The sequence below is a fragment of the Agrobacterium sp. LR_9 genome (genome assembly GCF_041954855.1).
Lineage (GTDB): Bacteria > Pseudomonadota > Alphaproteobacteria > Rhizobiales > Rhizobiaceae > Agrobacterium > Agrobacterium leguminum.
In genome coordinates, this window is the sequence record NZ_JAVAYA010000002.1 from 409543 (window position 1) to 425670 (window position 16128).

Sequence of the window (16128 nt, forward strand, 5' to 3'; positions counted from 1 at the left end):
ACGGTTGCTCTTGACCGGGCCGCACCGCCGCGCCATAAAGCAAGATATGAGAACGATGATCTGCACCTGCTGCTGAGATTTTTTTTGCTGGTTCGCCACCGGCCAGATCGTTTTCGTCTCCCGCAAGGTCAAGAAAGATAAACGTTCCGGCCAGGATAATATTCTGCCTTTAGGGAACTGCCGCATGTCCTTGCGCCTGAAATTTCACAATACACTCACACGCGAAAAAGCGGAATTTGCACCGATCGACGCTGACAATGTGCGCATGTATGTCTGCGGTCCGACGGTTTATGATTTTGCTCATATAGGCAATGCGCGCCCGGTCATCGTTTTCGATGTTCTCTACCGGCTGCTGCGCCACGTCTTTGGCGAAGACCATGTGACCTATGCCCGCAACATCACCGATCTCGATGACAAGATTAATGCGCGGGCGCTGAGGGATTATCCGCATCTGCCGCTGAACGACGCCATCCATGCGGTGACGAAAAAGACCGCCGACCAGTTCCATGAGGATGTGGCCACGCTCGGCTGCCTTCCGCCGACCGTCGAACCGCGCGCCACCGACTATATAGCCGAGATGATCGACCTCATCGAGAAGCTGATCGCCCGCGGCCATGCCTACACGGCTGGCGGAGAGGTGCTGTTCGACACCCGCTCGATGGCCGATTACGGCCAGCTTTCCAAGCGGCCGCTGGACGAACAGCAGGCCGGCGCGCGCGTGGCGGTGGAGGCCCACAAGAAGACCCCCGGCGATTTCGTGCTGTGGAAACTGTCCTCCCACAACGAACCGGGCTGGGAAAGCCCCTGGGGTCGCGGCCGTCCGGGCTGGCACATCGAATGCTCGGCCATGTCCGGCCGATATCTCGGCGAGGTCTTCGATATTCATGGCGGCGGGCTCGACCTCATCTTCCCGCACCATGAGAACGAAATCGCACAATCGCGCTGCGCCAACGGCACGCATGTCATGGCCAATGTGTGGATGCATAACGGCTTCGTGCAGGTGGAAGGCCGCAAGATGTCGAAGTCCGAGGGCAACTTCGTGACGATCTACGAATTGCTGCACACGGAGAAATTCGGCGGCCGGAAATGGCCCGGCGAGGTTCTGCGCCTTGCCATGCTGATGACGCATTATCGCGAGCCGATCGATTTTTCGGTGAAGCGTCTGGAAGAAGCCGAACGCCTGCTCGCCAAATGGCCAGCGGCGGAAGCCTCCGATGCTGCACCGGATGAAACCGTGCTCGAAGCGCTTGCCGACGATCTCAATACCGTTGCCGCCGTACAGGCGCTGCATGCGCTGGCGCATGCTGCCAACACCGATCCATCCAGGCTGCCCGCCTTTGCGGCGAGTGCTGCCCTGCTCGGTGTGCTGCCGAAGAAGGCGGAAATGGACGAGGCCATCGTTTCGGCCGTCGATGCGCTGGTGGAATTGCGTCTGGAAATGTTGAAGGCGAAGAACTTTGCGGAAGCGGATCGTTTGCGCGACGAGCTTTCCGAGAAGGGCATTCAGTTGAAGGATGGGAAGGACAAGGAGACCGGGGAGAGGACGACGACGTGGGAGTTGAAGCGGTAGGCTCCGCATTCGAGGCTCACCCCCCTCTGCCCTGCCGGGCATCTCCCCCACAGGTGGGGAGATCAATCGCGGTGACCGCTCGCCCAACTCTGACGCTGCGGATGGAGCGGGGAGTGTGCTTCTAGCCGATCTCCCCACCTGTGGGGGAGATGCCCGACAGGGCAGAGGGGGGGCCGACGGTCACCACAATCCGCTTGCGGTTTTGAGTTACCTCAACCAATCTAAGTTGAGGCACTAAACAGCGAGCCAAATCATGCCGCATGCAGACGTAGATCCGATGCATCGCCAATATGCGAAGCAGATGCGTAAAGTCATGACGGATGCCGAGCTGAAGCTCTGGAATGCCATTCGCGCTCATCGCCTTGAACGACTAAGTTTTCGCAGACAAATGCCGATTGCCGGCTTTATCGTTGATTTCGCCTGTTCGGATCATCGTCTGATTGTTGAGGTAGACGGTTCTCAACACACATCTGAAGCGGCACTGCGCTACGATCAGGCAAGAACTGCGCGGCTTCAGGAAGACGGCTGGACAGTCCTCCGTTTCTGGAACGAGGATATCCTCGGAGACATCGACAATGTCTGTCTCCACATTATCCGAATGGTGAAGGAGGACCGACCATGACGACATATACCGGCGGATGCCAGTGCGGCGCGATCCGTTTTCGCGCCTCCGGTGAACTGAAAGACAGTTCCATATGCCATTGCCGCATGTGCCAGAAGGCTTTCGGGGCCTATTACGCGCCGCTGGTTTCGGTGCGCGGCGTGGAATTCGAATGGACGCGGGGAGAGCCGAAACGCTTCCAGTCCTCCAGCGTCGTCAAGCGCGGTTTCTGCCCTGAATGCGGAACGCCGCTGACTTATGAAGCGCCTGACGGTGTGGCGGTGGCGGCCGGGGCCTTCGACGATCCGGCCGCGTTGCCGCCGACCATTCAGTGGGGCGTGGAACGCAAGATCGATTTCGTCGACACGGTTCACACGCTGCCTGCCGTTGCCACCGAAGACGACCTGACGCAGGTGGATTACCTCGCCGATCTCGTTTCCTACCAGCATCCCGACCACGACACTGAAAACTGGCCACCGGAGAACAGATGATGAGCGAAGCGGGATTTTCCGGCGGTTGCCAGTGCGGCGCCGTGCGTTTCCATGCGGGCAAGCTCGGCCGGGCCTCCATCTGCCATTGCCGCATGTGCCAGAAACATTTCGGCAATTTTTTCGGCGCGCTGGTCAGCGCCGATCAGGCTCATTTGACCTGGACACGCGGCCAGCCGTCCCTCTTCCGATCTTCGGGAAAAATCCATCGCGGTTTTTGCAACAAATGCGGCACGCCGTTGACCTATCATTATCCCGGCGGCGTGGAGATCGCCATCGGCGCTTTCGATGAGCCCGAGCGGATCGAGCCGCAGGTGCAGGTCAATTTCCACAAGCGCATGCCCTGGATCGAGCAGCTGTTCGGCAAACCGGCCGTGGAACAGGGCGTGGACGAGGCGGAGATCACCTCCTATCAGCACCCGGATCACGACACGCAGGTCTGGCCGCCGGAAGACGAGCGCGCATGAGCGGGGCCGAGGGTTTCAGCGGCGGATGCCAGTGCGGCGCAGTGCGTTATCGGATAGAAGGCGGTCTTCGTTATCCGCATCTGTGCCATTGCCGCATGTGCCAGAAGGCATCGGGCAATTATTTCATGCCGCTTGCCGCAGCTGCGCTTACGCAATTTGAAATGACCCGTGGCGAAGCAGCGTGGTTCCAGTCTTCCGATCACGTGCGTCGCGGTTTCTGCGGCAGATGCGGCACGCCGCTATTCTATGACATGCCGGGCGCCGATTTCATCAATATCACCCTCGGTTCGCTGGACGAACCCCAGCGGGTGAGGCCCGAGGCGCAATCCAATCTCGCCGGTAAAATGCACTGGTTCAGCTCACTCGATGGCTTGCCGGTCGAGCCGGAACCTGCAACGGATAGCCCTCCCCCTAGGGTGAAAAATTACCAGCACCCGGACCATGATACGGCCGAATGGCCAGCGAAGGACGATGACCCATGACCGAAGAATTGCGCGGCCTTTACCCCGAGATCGAACCCTTCGAGACCGGCATGTTCGATGTCGGGGACGGCCACACGATTTATTGGGAACGGGTGGGCACGCGCGGTGGAAAACCGGCGGTTTTCCTGCATGGCGGCCCCGGCGGCGGGGTGAACCCCACGCATCGCCGCGTTTTCGATCCCGCCCTTTACGACGTCATCCTGTTCGATCAGCGCGGCTGCGGCCGCTCCACGCCGCATGCCGAACTTGAAGCCAACACCACATGGCATCTCGTTGCCGATATCGAAAGGCTGCGCGAACTCTGCGGCTTCGAAAAATGGCTGGTTTTCGGCGGTTCCTGGGGCTCGACGCTGGCGCTCGCCTATGCCGAGACCCATCCCGACCGCGTCAGCGAACTGGTTCTGCGCGGCATCTACACCGTCACCAGACCGGAACTGGACTGGTATTACCAGTTCGGCGTTTCCGAAATGTATCCGGATCGGTGGGAAAAATTCATCGCGCCCATCCCGCAAGCCGAACGCGGCGAGATGATGCAGGCCTATAACCGCTATCTCACCGGCACCGACGACGCAAAGAAACTCGAATGCGCCAAGGCATGGAGCCAGTGGGAAGGGGCGACCATCTCGCTCGTCAGCGATCCCGACCGGGTCGAGGATTTCGGCGAAGATAAATACGCCATCGCTTTCGCCCGCATCGAAAACCACTTCTTCGTCAATGGCGGCTGGCTGGAGGAAGGGCAATTGCTGCGCGACGCCGGCAAACTGAAAGATATTCCCGGCGTCATCGTGCATGGGCGTTATGACATGCCCTGCCCGCTGAAATATGCCTGGCAACTGGCCAAGGCCTGGCCGAAGGCGGATTTCCACATCATCGAGGCGGCCGGACACGCGATGAGCGAGCCAGGCATTCTTGACCAACTGATCCGCGCCAACGACGGCTTTGCGGAAAAATAATCCGCTGCACCTGCCCTTCGGTTTACCAGATCTTGGCAAAGATCGTGCAATCGCTGGTTTGCGGCTGGAACGAATGACGCATTAGGGGGCATTTTGTGAACGACATCCTCAAGACGCTCGACCTGATTTACGAAGCAGCCTTCGTGCCGGAACGGTGGCGAGAGGTGCTGGATGTCATGGCGAACGGCGCCGGTGGCCATGGCACAGCGCTCTTCAACACCGGCAAAACGGCTGCGCGGTCCCTCGCTTCGGACTCGCTTGCCGACCTCACTCAGAAAATGGTGAACGAGGGCTGGCTCGGCCGCAATTCGCGCGCTGCCAGGCTGCTGACCATCGAGCACGAGGGTTTCATCAACGAGGCGGATTATTTCACCGCCGAAGACTACAATTCCCAGCCAATCTTTACGCAGGTGATGCAGCCGCTCGGTTATGGCTTCGGAACATCCACCTTCATTACCGCCCCCAGCGGCGACCGCATGATTTTCGCGGTGGAGAAAAAAGCGGCGACAGGGCCTGTCACCACTTCCGCCATCCTCTATCTGGACAGCCTTCGGCCGCATCTCGCGCGGGCGGCGATGATGTCCAGCAGACTGGAATTCGAGCGCGTCCGGGCCGCAACCGAGGCCTTGCAGATCGCCGGTCTTCCCGCCGCCGTTCTTCGGGCCGATGGCGTGGCGCTTGCCGTCAACGACCTGCTGGAACGGATGTCACCGCGTATAGTGACAGCGGCTTTCGACCGAATTCGGTTCCAGCATGCCCCTGCCAACAGTTTTTTAGCCCGGTTGCTCGAACGAAGCCGGGTCGCTCACAGCGGTGCAAGCGGATCGCTTCCCTTGCCTAGGGTGGAGGATCATCCTGCGGCCGTCGTCCATGTCGTGCCCGTGGAAGGCGGCGCGCGCGATATTTTCACCAATGCGGCGTTGTTCATGATCATTACGCCTGTCGACCGCCAGCGCCTGCCTTCCGCCGACATCATCAGGGGCCTGTTCGATCTGACGCCAGCCGAGGCGAAGGTGGCGCGCGAACTGGCGACGGGAAGCGATGTCGCCGCCGTGGCCGACCATCTTTCCGTCGGCAGGGAAACCGTCAGATCGCATGTGAAAGCGATCCTGTCAAAAACGGGAATGTCTCGTCAGGCGGATTTCATAGCCGCTATTGCGAGCATCAGAACCATCGAACAATGACGGACCTGCTTCTGCCGGAACGCGCCGTTCCAAAAGACCGGCAATGGATGGCGGCGAGCACGAGAAGAACGGCCAGCGGCCACAGGAGACACAGGATAAAACCCAGCAGTCCGGCCAAAGTCACTTTTCCGCTTCGGCGTAGCTGTTCCCTCAGCGTCTGACAAGCAAAAAACGCCGCGACGAGTACATAACCGGCAACGCCGAAAACTTTTGCGGCAATATCGAACTCGCCCATGAATTTTATCTTCCCATCCTGCAATGACGGCACAAGTCGCATAACAGGGCGGCGCATTCCTCCCCAATTCGGGGGACACAGGATAAAGAAATATGTGGGGTCGCCCCGATGACAGCGGAAGAACAGGCACGCACCTGTTCCATGCAGTTTTTCTCATGAACCCTTCACGGAAATGAATTGGCCGCCACTGTGGCGATCCGTTATAAAACGCTATCCGAACAATTGGCGGTACTCCCCATGGCACTCGACAAATCGCTCCCGGCCCAGGAGGGCGGCGACAGCGCGCGCGGTTTTGCTTTCGCGCTTTCCGCTTATCTGCTCTGGGGGTTTCTTCCCTTTTACATGAAGGCGGTTGCGCATATTTCGCCGATCGAGGTCATCGTCCATCGCGTCGTCTGGTCGGTGCCGATTGCGGCGGTTGTGCTGATTGCGCTCGGGCGCACGGCGGAAATCAGAACCGCGCTCAGAACCCCCAAGATGCTGGCAATGGCCAGCCTGACGGCCATCCTCATCAGCATCAACTGGGGCGTCTATATCTGGGCGATCGGCGCAGGCCGCGCGCTCGATGCCGCGCTTGGCTATTTCATCAATCCGCTGTTCAGTATTTTCCTCGGTGCGGTTCTCCTCAAGGAAAAGCTCTATCCGGCGCAGATCGCCGCCATCGGCCTCGTGGCGCTGGCGGTGGCCATCCTCACCTGGCATGCGGGCAGCCTGCCCTGGGTGTCCATCGCGCTCACCGTGTCCTGGGGTTTTTACGCCTTTTTCCGCAAGACTTTGCCGATTGGCGCGACGCAGGGCTTCCTGCTGGAAGTCATGCTTCTGTCCATCCCCGCCGTGCTGGTGATGATCTGGCTTGCTTTCAACGGACAGGCGCATTTCATGGGCGGCAATTCCGCCGATACCTGGCTTCTGGCGACAAGCGGGCTCATCACGGCCGTGCCGCTCATCCTCTATGGCAATGGCGCGAAACTGCTGCGGCTGTCGACCATTGGCATCATGCAATATATCGCGCCGACGATGATCTTCCTCATCGCCATCTTCGTCTTCAAGGAGCCGTTCGACATGGTGCGCATGGCCGCCTTTGCGATGATCTGGGTGGCGCTGGCGATCTATACCGGCTCCAGCCTGCTGCGGCTCAAGCGGTAATCCGGGCTGCTTCCCTCATTCCTTTGCTCATCACGGGAATGGGGAGAAGTGGCGTCAATAATCCACCAGCAATTGCGGGTTGGCATCATAGCCGAAACGCGGTTTAACGCCGAGAAGGCCTGCCGTCTGGGCGATGATTTCGCGGGTCATGGGGGCTGCGGTGGAGGCCGCCGTGCGCCCGCCGTTCACGCCGGTTCTCGGGGCGTCGATCATCGTCAGCACAACATATTTCGGCTTGTGCATGGGAAAACCGGCCACGAAGGCGTTGAAATTGATATCCTTGGCGTAACGGCCATTGATCACCTTGTCGGCGGTTCCGGTCTTGCCGCCCACATGAAATCCTTCCACCTGCGCGCCACGGCCGGAACCCTTGATGCCGTTCCAGTTGAACAGGTAACGCATATCGGCGCTCGTCCTGTCGTTGATGACGGTGCGCGCGAGCGATGCGGCAGCCTCTTTCGAACGCGGCAGGAAGGTCGGCGAAATCAGGTTGCCGCCATTGATCAGCGCGGCAGCGGCCACCGCCGTCTGCAACGGGGTGGTGGCGACGCCGTGGCCGAAGGAGATGGTGACGGAATTGATCTTCTTCCAGTTTCTCGGCTGGGTGGGCGTCGCAACGCCCGGCATTTCCGTGTCCATCCGGGTGAGAAGCCCGAGCTTCGTCAGGAACTGCTGATGGCCTTCGACGCCAACCTTGTCGGCCACCGCCGCCGTGCCGATATTCGATGAATATTGAAACACTTCCGGAATGGAGAGCGGCCGGTTCCGGCCCTTGAAATCCTTGATGGTGAAGCCGCCCATGCGGATCGGCCGCGACGCATCCACCACCGAACCCAGTGTGATCGCCCCGGCATCCAGCCCCATGGCGAGCGTAAAACTCTTGAAGGTGGAGCCCATTTCGAAGGTGGCGTTGCTCATCCGGTTGAACCATCCCTTTTCGTACTCCTTGTCTATGCTGCCATCGGCAAGGGTGCGGGAAGGTTCGTTCGGATCGTAATCCGGCACGGAGGCCATGGCCAGCACCTCGCCCGTCTCCACATCGAGGATCACTGAACCTGCCGCTTCGGCCTGATAGGCGCTTTTCGCCTTCACGACCACTTCGCGGACGATGTTCTGTACCCTGAGATCGATGGAGAGACGCACCGGCTCCAGCGGCGCGCCGCTGGCAAGACCCACGGCGCGCAGATCGGCCAGGCCCTGCTGGTCGAGATAACGCTCCATGCCGGCAAGCCCCTGATTGTCGACATTGACGTGGCCGATAATATGCGAAGCGGTGGGGCCACCCGGATAAAACCTCCGCTTTTCCGGCCGGAAGCCGATGCCCGGTATGCCGAGATTGAGAATATCCGCCTGCTGCCGGGGCGTCAGCTGGCGTCGCAGCCATTGAAAGCCGGTATCCGAGCGCAACCGGCGGTGCGTTTCACGCCAGTCGAGATTGGGAATGACGGTCGCGAGTTTCTCCACCACCTCATCCGGATCGACGATCCGGCGCGGATCCGCATAGAGCGAGACCATGTTGAGATCGGTCGCCAGAAGCGTGCCGTTGCGATCGATAATATCCGGACGGGAGGCGACGGCGTTGGCACCGGTATTGATCCATGCGGTCGCCACCGGTTCGGCAAGACCGTATTGGACGAGACGCGCCGCGACGACGCCATAGATGGCGACGAAGACGGCGATCAGGATGCCGAGCCTCATGCGCGCGTCGACCCTGCGGCGGGCGGCGGAACCGAGGAGCGCCTCCCTGCCCTGCGCGGAATTTCTCTGAATAATAAAATGCGCCCGGCTTTTGAGCCGCACCACAAAAGCAATCATTTCCCGATGACACCCACTCTCATGGCGGCGAAACGAATTTCGCGACACCAACGCCTTATTGACGCTGGCACAGGATCGGTCGCGGGGCCATGAAAAGAGCGGGCGGGGCGAGGCCGCCGTTAAATCTGTATTAATATACACTTAAAATTGTAACGAGCCGTGAGGCGGCCGTTAACAATCGTCGCGCCGATCAGGATGAACAGACCGGGATTTAAGGCGAAAACCGCTTACGCTTTTCGCCACCCCGGCCTAGAGGCGGGAAATCACCGAAGGGTCGCCTTCCGGCTTCTGCTGCGCCAGCGCCCGGTCGATGATGGCGGGCACGATATCCTTCACCTCGTCGATGACGAGCGGGTTGAGAAGATGCGCGCGGTGGATGAAACCCTGATCGCGCATGTGCTGCACCAGTTCCAGCATCGGGTTCCAGAAACCGTTGATATTGGCGAAGACTATCGGCTTGGCATGGCGGCCGAGCTGCGCCCAGGTCATGATCTCGACGATCTCTTCCAGCGTGCCGACACCGCCCGGCAATGTCACGAAGGCATCGGAGCGCTCGAACATCATATGTTTGCGCTCATGCATGTCCTTGGTGATGACAAGCTCGTTCAATTGTCCGAGAGAATGGCGCGTCGCCTCCATATCGACCAGAAATTCCGGTATGATGCCGGTCACTTCGCCGCCATTGGAAAGAACGCCGCTGGCAACCGCGCCCATGATGCCCTTGGTGCCGCCGCCGTAGACGAGGCGAATGCCGTTTTCGGCAATGGATTTCCCAAGCGCGCGGCCCGCTTCCATATGGGCCGGATCACGTCCGGGCTGGGAGCCGCAATAAACGCAGATGGATCGAATCGCTGTATTTTTGTCCGTCATGAAGGGAAGGAACTATGTGCGATGCGGCACGTCAAGAAAATTTGGGAAATCCCTTGCAAATATGGCCTTTTGGCCACTCGCCGCTTGTCTGGCGCAAGGTAAGACGCTAGCAATCTCAACTCGTGTGAAAAGCTTGAAATACCCGGAGATTCCAGGATGAAAAACAATAAGGCCGGTTTGCTGGCGCTGATCGTGCTGGGCGTTGCGTCCCTGCTCATGATCTTTTTCGTCCTGCCGCGGATTTCAAACGACGGCAAACCGATCGGCGACGCCATCAACGAGGCCGGCAACGCCGTGAAGAACAGCGTTGAAATGGGCGCAGACAAGGCGGGCGACATTCTCTCCGACGCCGCCGAGGAAACCGCCAATATCGCCGACAAGGTCGGGCGGCGGGCCGCTTCCGCCACCCAGTCGATCAAGGATCTGACGACGCTTTTCGCCGATAGCAAGGTTCCCTCAGACGCCGATTTCGCGGCGGCGCGCAAGAAGGTCGAGACCTCGCTCAAGGAACTGACGAATATCGAAATTCCAGAGTCGCTGGACGAAACGACGTCGCGCCTCATCACCACCGCCCGCACGGCGGCCGAGCGCACCACGGCCTTCCTGCGCGGCCTGCCCGACAATGCGGCGGCGGCGGCAGCACAGGTGCGTCGTCTGGCAGGCGTTTTCGCCGGCACCGACGATGGCGCGCCCGAACCGGCAAAACCGGCCGCAGCACCGCCCGATGCGGCACAATCGTCTGCCGCCACGCCGACTTTCGACGTGCTGCGCGTCGAGCCGGACGGTTCGGCCGTGATTGCCGGCAAGGCACAGCCCGGCGCGAAGCTCGAAATCTTGAGCAACGGCAAGGTGGTCGCCCAGACGACCATCGACGGCACCGGCGATTTCGCCGCCGTTTTCGACAATCCGCTTCCCCCGGGCGATCACGAGCTGGTGCTGCGTTCGACCGATGCCAGCGGTAAGGCGACGCAATCCGAAGAAGTGGCCACGGTTTCCGTGCCTGACGGCAAGACGGGCGAGCTTCTGGCCATGGTTTCCAAGCCCGGCAAGGCAAGCCGCGTGCTGGCCATGCCGGAGGCGGCTCCGCCGGCGCTCCAGCCGCAAGCCGCGCCGTCGCAGCAGCCTGCGGCGACATCTGAGCCCAGCGCCAACACCGCCTCCGCACCGCTCGCCGGTACTGCGGCTCCGTCCGCCGCGGCCCCGCTGACGTCGAGCGTCCAGGTGACTGCCGTCGAGTTCGAGGGATCGAAGATTTTCGTCGCGGGCTCTGCACCTGCCGGTTCAACGGTGCGTGCGCTGGTCGATGACAGGGAAATCGGCAAGAGCACCACGGAAGCCTCCGGCCATTTCGTCGTCGAAGGCGATGTCGATCTTAGCGTCGGCAGCCATATCATCACCGTCGAGGAACTGAATGCCGACGGCACCGCGAAGGTGCGTGTGCGCGTTCCCTTCGAGCGGCCGCAGACCGACCAGGCAACGGTCGCCATGCAGTCGCCGTCCGCTTCGTCGTCAGCAACCACGACTACGGCGCCTGCCGAAAACCAGAGCACGGCAAGCGACCGCGCCGCTTTCGAAAAGCTGCGCGCCGATGTCGCCAAGGCCTTCGGCATTCTTTCCAATCTCTACAAGGATCAGGCCACGCCTGCGCTCGATCAGGCCATTGCCGGCCGCTCCGCCGTCGTCATCGGTCTCAAGTCGCTTTCGGAATTCCGCACCGCAGCCGCGACCGAACCCGCCTTCACCGCTTTTGCGGGCGATATTACCGCCAAAGCGCGTCAGTTGCTGACATCGGTTGAAGCATGGCCGAACGATGTGGCGGCAATCGGCAAGGGTATTGCCTCGCTAGCAAGCCGCCTTGCCGAACTCCACATCACGGCACCTGCTGCTCCCGCGCCACAGGCGCCCGCCGGCACGCAGACCTTCGAGCAGGCGCCGCTAGCCGAGAGCCAGAACAGCGTCATCATCCGCCGTGGCGATACGCTGTGGCAGATTTCCCGTCGCGTTTATGGTCAGGGCGTGCGTTACACCACGATCTACCTCGCCAACGAAGATCAGATCAAAAACCCCGATCTGATCGAGCCCGGCCAGATTTTCGGCGTGCCGAAAGAGGCGCTGCCGAATGCGGAAGAACTTCACCGCAAGCGGCTGAAGAGCGGCTCCTGAGCATTTGAAGCGTTGCGGTGAACCCGCAACGACCCTATCTGTGACACGCGCGGCGGCTTGACCAAAGCCGCCGCCCTGCTGTCGGCTTCCGGCAGTGACCGGAGCGAATGATGGCCACGAAGAAAAAAACCATTTCGGCGGATTCCAGCAATCCCACCCAGACGCTGATCAATCTCTGGCCCTATATGTGGCCGGAAGGGCGGTGGGACCTGAAGATGCGGGTGATCTGGGCCACCGTGTACCTGATCGTCGCCAAGCTGGTGCTGATCTCCGTTCCCTATTTCTTCAAATGGGCGACCGATGCGCTGAACGGCCGGCTGGACATGGCCGGGCTTGTTCCCGCCTTCCTGCTCGGCGCCGTCGCGCTGGTGATCGCCTATAATCTGACGCGGCTGATACAGGTCGGGCTCAACCAGCTGCGCGATTCGCTTTTCGCCAGCGTCGGCCAGCATGCGGTGCGTCAGCTCGCCTACAGGACCTTCGTGCATATGCACCGGCTTTCTTTGCGGTTCCATCTGGAGCGCAAGACCGGCGGGCTGTCGCGGGTCATCGAGCGTGGCACCAAGGGCATCGAAACCATTGTCCGCTTCACCATTCTCAACACCGCGCCGACCTTTATCGAATTTCTGCTGACGGCAATCATTTTCTGGGCCTCCTACGGTTTTTCCTATGTGCTCGTCACGGTCATCACGGTCTGGGCCTATATCTGGTTCACCGTGCGGGCCAGCAACTGGCGTATCGGCATTCGCCGCGCCATGAACGACAGCGACACAGACGCCAATACCAAGGCGATCGACTCGCTTCTGAATTTCGAAACCGTCAAATATTTCGGCAATGAGGAGATGGAGGCGCGGCGTTTCGACGTCGCCATGGAGCGTTACGAAAAATCGGCGATCTCGATCTGGACCTCGCTCGGCTGGCTGAACTTCGGCCAGGGCGTGATCTTCGGCATCGGCTCCACCGTCATGATGGTAATGTCGGCGCTTGCCGTGCAGCGCGGCGAACAGACCATCGGCGATTTCGTCTTCGTCAATGCGTTGCTGCTGCAGCTTTCGGTGCCGCTCAATTTCATCGGTTTCGTCTATCGCGAAATCCGCCAGGGCCTGACCGACATCGAACAGATGTTCGATCTTCTGGAAGTGGAGGCGGAAGTCACCGACAGGCCGGATGCAAAACCGCTCGCAGCCGGACCCGGCGCGATTTCCTTCCGCGACGTGCATTTCGCCTATGACCCCGAAAGGCCGATCCTGAAGGGCGTTTCCTTCGACGTGCCGGCCGGCAAGACGGTGGCCATCGTCGGCCCTTCGGGTGCGGGAAAATCGACGATCTCGCGGCTGCTTTATCGTTTCTACGATATTCAGGAAGGCTCCGTCACCGTCGACGGGCAGGATATTCGCGATGTGACGCAGAAGAGCCTGCGCTCGGTGATCGGCATGGTGCCGCAGGACACGGTGCTTTTCAACGACACGCTCGCCTATAACATCCGTTATGGCCGTCCCTCAGCCACCGACGAGGAACTGAGGGCGGCCGCGGATGCGGCGCAGATCAGCGCCTTCATCGGCAAGCTGCCGGAGGGTTACGCCACCATGGTCGGCGAACGCGGCCTGAAGCTTTCCGGCGGGGAAAAACAGCGCGTGGCGATTGCCCGCACGATCCTCAAGGCGCCGCCGATCCTCATTCTCGACGAGGCCACCTCGGCGCTCGATACGCATACGGAACAGGAAATCCAGAGCGCGCTCGACATCGTCTCGAAGAACCGCACGACGCTGGTTATCGCCCACCGCCTTTCCACCGTCATCGGCGCGGATGAGATCATCGTATTGAAGGACGGGCAGATCGCCGAACGCGGCACGCACAGCTCGCTGATGGGGCAGAACGGCCTCTACGCCTCGATGTGGAGCCGCCAGCGCGAGGCGATCCGCGCCGAGGAAATGCTGCGCCATGTGCGTGAAACCGACGATCTGGGTGTCATCGACCGCGGGGAACCCGCCCATTGATGGCTGTACCCCGGGGTAACAGGGCCGACAGAAGAACCCCACCATTGCCGGGCGGCCCTTTTGGCTGTAACCAGCTAGGCAAAATTTGTCGCATTGCCGTTTGGATCGTGTCGTATCACGACCATATAGACGCGACAGACGGAAACCGGAGCAAGGAATCTCATGAATCTGTTCGACACCATTCGCAACACCATCGTACCGATCCACAAGGAAGGTTATGTCTTTGTGGCGGCCTTCTTCGTCGCATCGCTGGTGCTCGGCTGGATCGCCGAACCGCTGTTCTGGGTCGGTCTGGTGCTGACGGCCTGGTGCGCCTATTTCTTCCGCGATCCCGAGCGTGTCACGCCGCAGGATGACGACCTCATCATCAGCCCGGCCGATGGCAAGGTTTCCGCCGTGCAGAGCGTCGTTCCGCCGCTGGAGCTGGAACTCGGCAAGGAGCCGCTGGTGCGCATCTCGGTGTTCATGAACGTGTTCAACTGCCATGTGAACCGTTCGCCGGTGCGCGGCCGTATCGTCAATGTCGCCTATCGTCCCGGCCTCTTCCTCAATGCCGAAGTCGACAAGGCTTCCGAAGACAATGAGCGCAACGGCCTCGTCATCGAGACATCGCACGGCAAGGTCGGCGTGGTGCAGATCGCCGGCATGGTTGCACGCCGCATCGTCTGCTGGGTAAAGCCGAATGAACCAGTCGATGCCGGTGAGCGTTTCGGTCTTATCCGTTTCGGTTCGCGCCTCGATATCTTCCTTCCCGCAGGTTTCGAGCCGCGTGTATCGGTCGGCCAGACGGCGATTGCCGGTGAAACCGTGCTCGCCGAATTCGGCTCCGCCAAGGGTCCGGTCGTCAGCCGCCGCGGCTGACGGAAACAGGAAGGGCATGCGCATGGAAACGCCGATCGCCGAGCCGCAGCAGAACGGCAAACCAGAGGGCCGCAGCGACAGCGGCCGTGGACCGCGGCTGAGGGAAATTCCCTTTCGCCTCGTCGTTCCCAATCTCATCACCGTTCTGGCCATCTGTGCAGGGCTGAGCGGTGTGCGTCTCGCCATCGAGGGGCGGTTCGAGCTGGCCGTGGGCATGGTGCTGCTCGCCGCCTTCCTCGACGGCATAGACGGGCGCATCGCCCGCATGATGAAAGCGACGTCCAAATTCGGCGAGCAGATGGATTCTCTGGCCGATATCGTCAATTTCGGTGTCGCGCCTGCGCTGGTGGTCTATGCCTACCTTCTCGATCAGGCACGCTCCATCGGCTGGATCGCCGCCCTCATTTACGTCATCGCCGCCGGCCTGCGTCTGGCGCGTTTCAACGTCATGATCGAGCGGCCGGTGAAGGCGCCCTGGCAGAATGAGTTCTTCGTGGGCGTTCCCGCCCCGATGGGCGCCATGCTGGTGCTGCTGCCGGTTTATCTCGGCTTCCTCGGCGTCGAGCCGGACAAGCCCTTCGCCTATGTCGCCGCCGCCTATACCGTGCTGATCGGTTACCTTCTCATCAGCCGCCTGCCGGTCTGGTCGGGCAAATCGGGCACCAGCCGCATTCGCCGAGATCTGGTGCTGCCAATGATCCTCGTCGTCGTGCTCTATGTAGCGATGCTGATGAGCTTCACCTGGGAAGTACTGGTTCTGACGGTTGCCGCCTATCTCGTCTTCATTCCCATCAGCGCCCGCCTCTGGCATCGCCGCTACGGCACGCTGACCATCGAGGAAGACGGGCATGACGACGCCAGTGGTGGCAACGGCCTCGATCGCGGTATTTAAAACCACAGGTTTATTTTTTCTCGCACATGCCGGCGAAGGATGTGACGCAAAATGTCGCAGCCTGAAAAGCCGGCTTCGTTTTTCTTCGCCTCGAATCCGTCAAGATTAGCCGCGAAAGAAGTGGCTCACACGCATCGCAACGGCGATTGGCGTGAATTGTGGAGAGAGAGAAATGACGAACGAGACGAAGGCGCAGCCGCAGGCGAAGCCCGACCTCAACAGCCACTACCGCCCGCTCGGACTGAAGGCCGTTGCGGCCGCAGCCCTGATGCTGAAGCGCAAACCTGCCGCCAAAACCGCCTGAAAATATTTGGTTTTTTGATTTTTCGAATTTTGCGGACTGTCCGGAAAACGGAACGTTCCCACCGGAAAATCGACAATCACGCGGCGCCTTTCCGGGCGCC

General features: G+C 60.6%; 15 protein-coding genes. 13 read left to right on the forward strand and 2 right to left on the reverse strand.

The annotated features are described in order from the left end of the window. Window positions 1–184: 184 nt before the first annotated feature. From cysS to rarD, 8 genes are all read left to right on the forward strand, one after another. Window positions 185–1570, forward strand: coding sequence for a cysteine--tRNA ligase (gene cysS / locus RAC79_RS04435; RefSeq protein WP_174039020.1), 1386 nt, complete (start codon window positions 185–187; stop codon window positions 1568–1570). A 253-nt stretch (window positions 1571–1823) separates the two neighbouring features. Then, entirely contained in the window at window positions 1824–2192 is a 369-nt protein-coding gene (locus tag RAC79_RS04440) for an endonuclease domain-containing protein (protein ID WP_174039019.1), read from the forward strand. Beyond that, window positions 2189–2662, forward strand: coding sequence for a GFA family protein (locus tag RAC79_RS04445; RefSeq protein WP_174039018.1), 474 nt, complete (start codon window positions 2189–2191; stop codon window positions 2660–2662). The genes RAC79_RS04440 and RAC79_RS04445 overlap by 4 nt, the downstream gene beginning before the upstream one ends. Then, a complete protein-coding gene (locus tag RAC79_RS04450) occupies window positions 2662–3126 on the forward strand; it encodes a GFA family protein (RefSeq protein ID WP_078054103.1) in 465 nt (154 codons plus the stop codon). Before RAC79_RS04445 ends, RAC79_RS04450 begins: the two co-directional genes overlap by 1 nt. Next, window positions 3123–3608 carry a GFA family protein gene (locus tag RAC79_RS04455; protein WP_174039017.1) on the forward strand — a complete coding sequence of 162 codons (486 nt, stop codon included), beginning with the start codon at window positions 3123–3125 and terminating at the stop codon, window positions 3606–3608. Before RAC79_RS04450 ends, RAC79_RS04455 begins: the two co-directional genes overlap by 4 nt. Then, the gene (gene pip / locus RAC79_RS04460) at window positions 3605–4561 is read left to right on the forward strand and encodes a prolyl aminopeptidase (protein ID WP_174039016.1); all 957 of its coding nucleotides are present in this window, start codon (window positions 3605–3607) and stop codon (window positions 4559–4561) included. Before RAC79_RS04455 ends, pip begins: the two co-directional genes overlap by 4 nt. Before the next feature lie 95 nt (window positions 4562–4656). Beyond that, complete coding sequence (locus RAC79_RS04465) at window positions 4657–5745, forward strand: LuxR C-terminal-related transcriptional regulator (protein ID WP_065654108.1); 1089 nt, start codon at window positions 4657–4659, stop codon at window positions 5743–5745. A gap of 472 nt (window positions 5746–6217) precedes the next feature. Next, complete coding sequence (gene rarD, locus RAC79_RS04470) at window positions 6218–7126, forward strand: EamA family transporter RarD (RefSeq protein ID WP_035237103.1); 909 nt, start codon at window positions 6218–6220, stop codon at window positions 7124–7126. A gap of 54 nt (window positions 7127–7180) precedes the next feature. On the opposite strand, the gene RAC79_RS04475 is transcribed toward rarD, so the two are convergent. Beyond that, window positions 7181–8941 (reverse strand): penicillin-binding protein 2, encoded by a 1761-nt coding sequence (locus RAC79_RS04475; protein WP_142844805.1) that lies wholly within the window; start codon window positions 8939–8941, stop codon window positions 7181–7183. Between the two features lie 249 nt (window positions 8942–9190). Next, entirely contained in the window at window positions 9191–9811 is a 621-nt protein-coding gene (locus tag RAC79_RS04480) for a TIGR00730 family Rossman fold protein (protein WP_142844804.1), read from the reverse strand. 156 nt (window positions 9812–9967) lie between these two features. Here RAC79_RS04480 and RAC79_RS04485 point away from each other — a divergent pair, with 156 nt between their 5' ends. The 5 genes from RAC79_RS04485 (at window position 9968) to RAC79_RS04505 (ending at window position 16028) form a co-directional block, all read left to right on the forward strand. Continuing rightward, a complete protein-coding gene (locus RAC79_RS04485) occupies window positions 9968–11974 on the forward strand; it encodes a LysM peptidoglycan-binding domain-containing protein (protein ID WP_174039015.1) in 2007 nt (668 codons plus the stop codon). 110 nt (window positions 11975–12084) lie between these two features. Then, on the forward strand, window positions 12085–13971 hold the full coding sequence (locus RAC79_RS04490) for an ABC transporter ATP-binding protein/permease (protein ID WP_080856183.1): 1887 nt from the start codon (window positions 12085–12087) through the stop codon (window positions 13969–13971). 162 nt (window positions 13972–14133) lie between these two features. Further along, on the forward strand, window positions 14134–14832 hold the full coding sequence (locus tag RAC79_RS04495; RefSeq protein WP_003520681.1) for a phosphatidylserine decarboxylase: 699 nt from the start codon (window positions 14134–14136) through the stop codon (window positions 14830–14832). A gap of 22 nt (window positions 14833–14854) precedes the next feature. Beyond that, window positions 14855–15724, forward strand: a complete 870-nt coding sequence (pssA, locus tag RAC79_RS04500; protein ID WP_174039014.1) for a CDP-diacylglycerol--serine O-phosphatidyltransferase — start codon at window positions 14855–14857, stop codon at window positions 15722–15724. Window positions 15725–15896: 172 nt separating this feature from the next. Continuing rightward, window positions 15897–16028, forward strand: coding sequence for a hypothetical protein (locus RAC79_RS04505; protein ID WP_003496883.1), 132 nt, complete (start codon window positions 15897–15899; stop codon window positions 16026–16028). The last annotated feature ends 100 nt before the right edge of the window (window positions 16029–16128 follow it).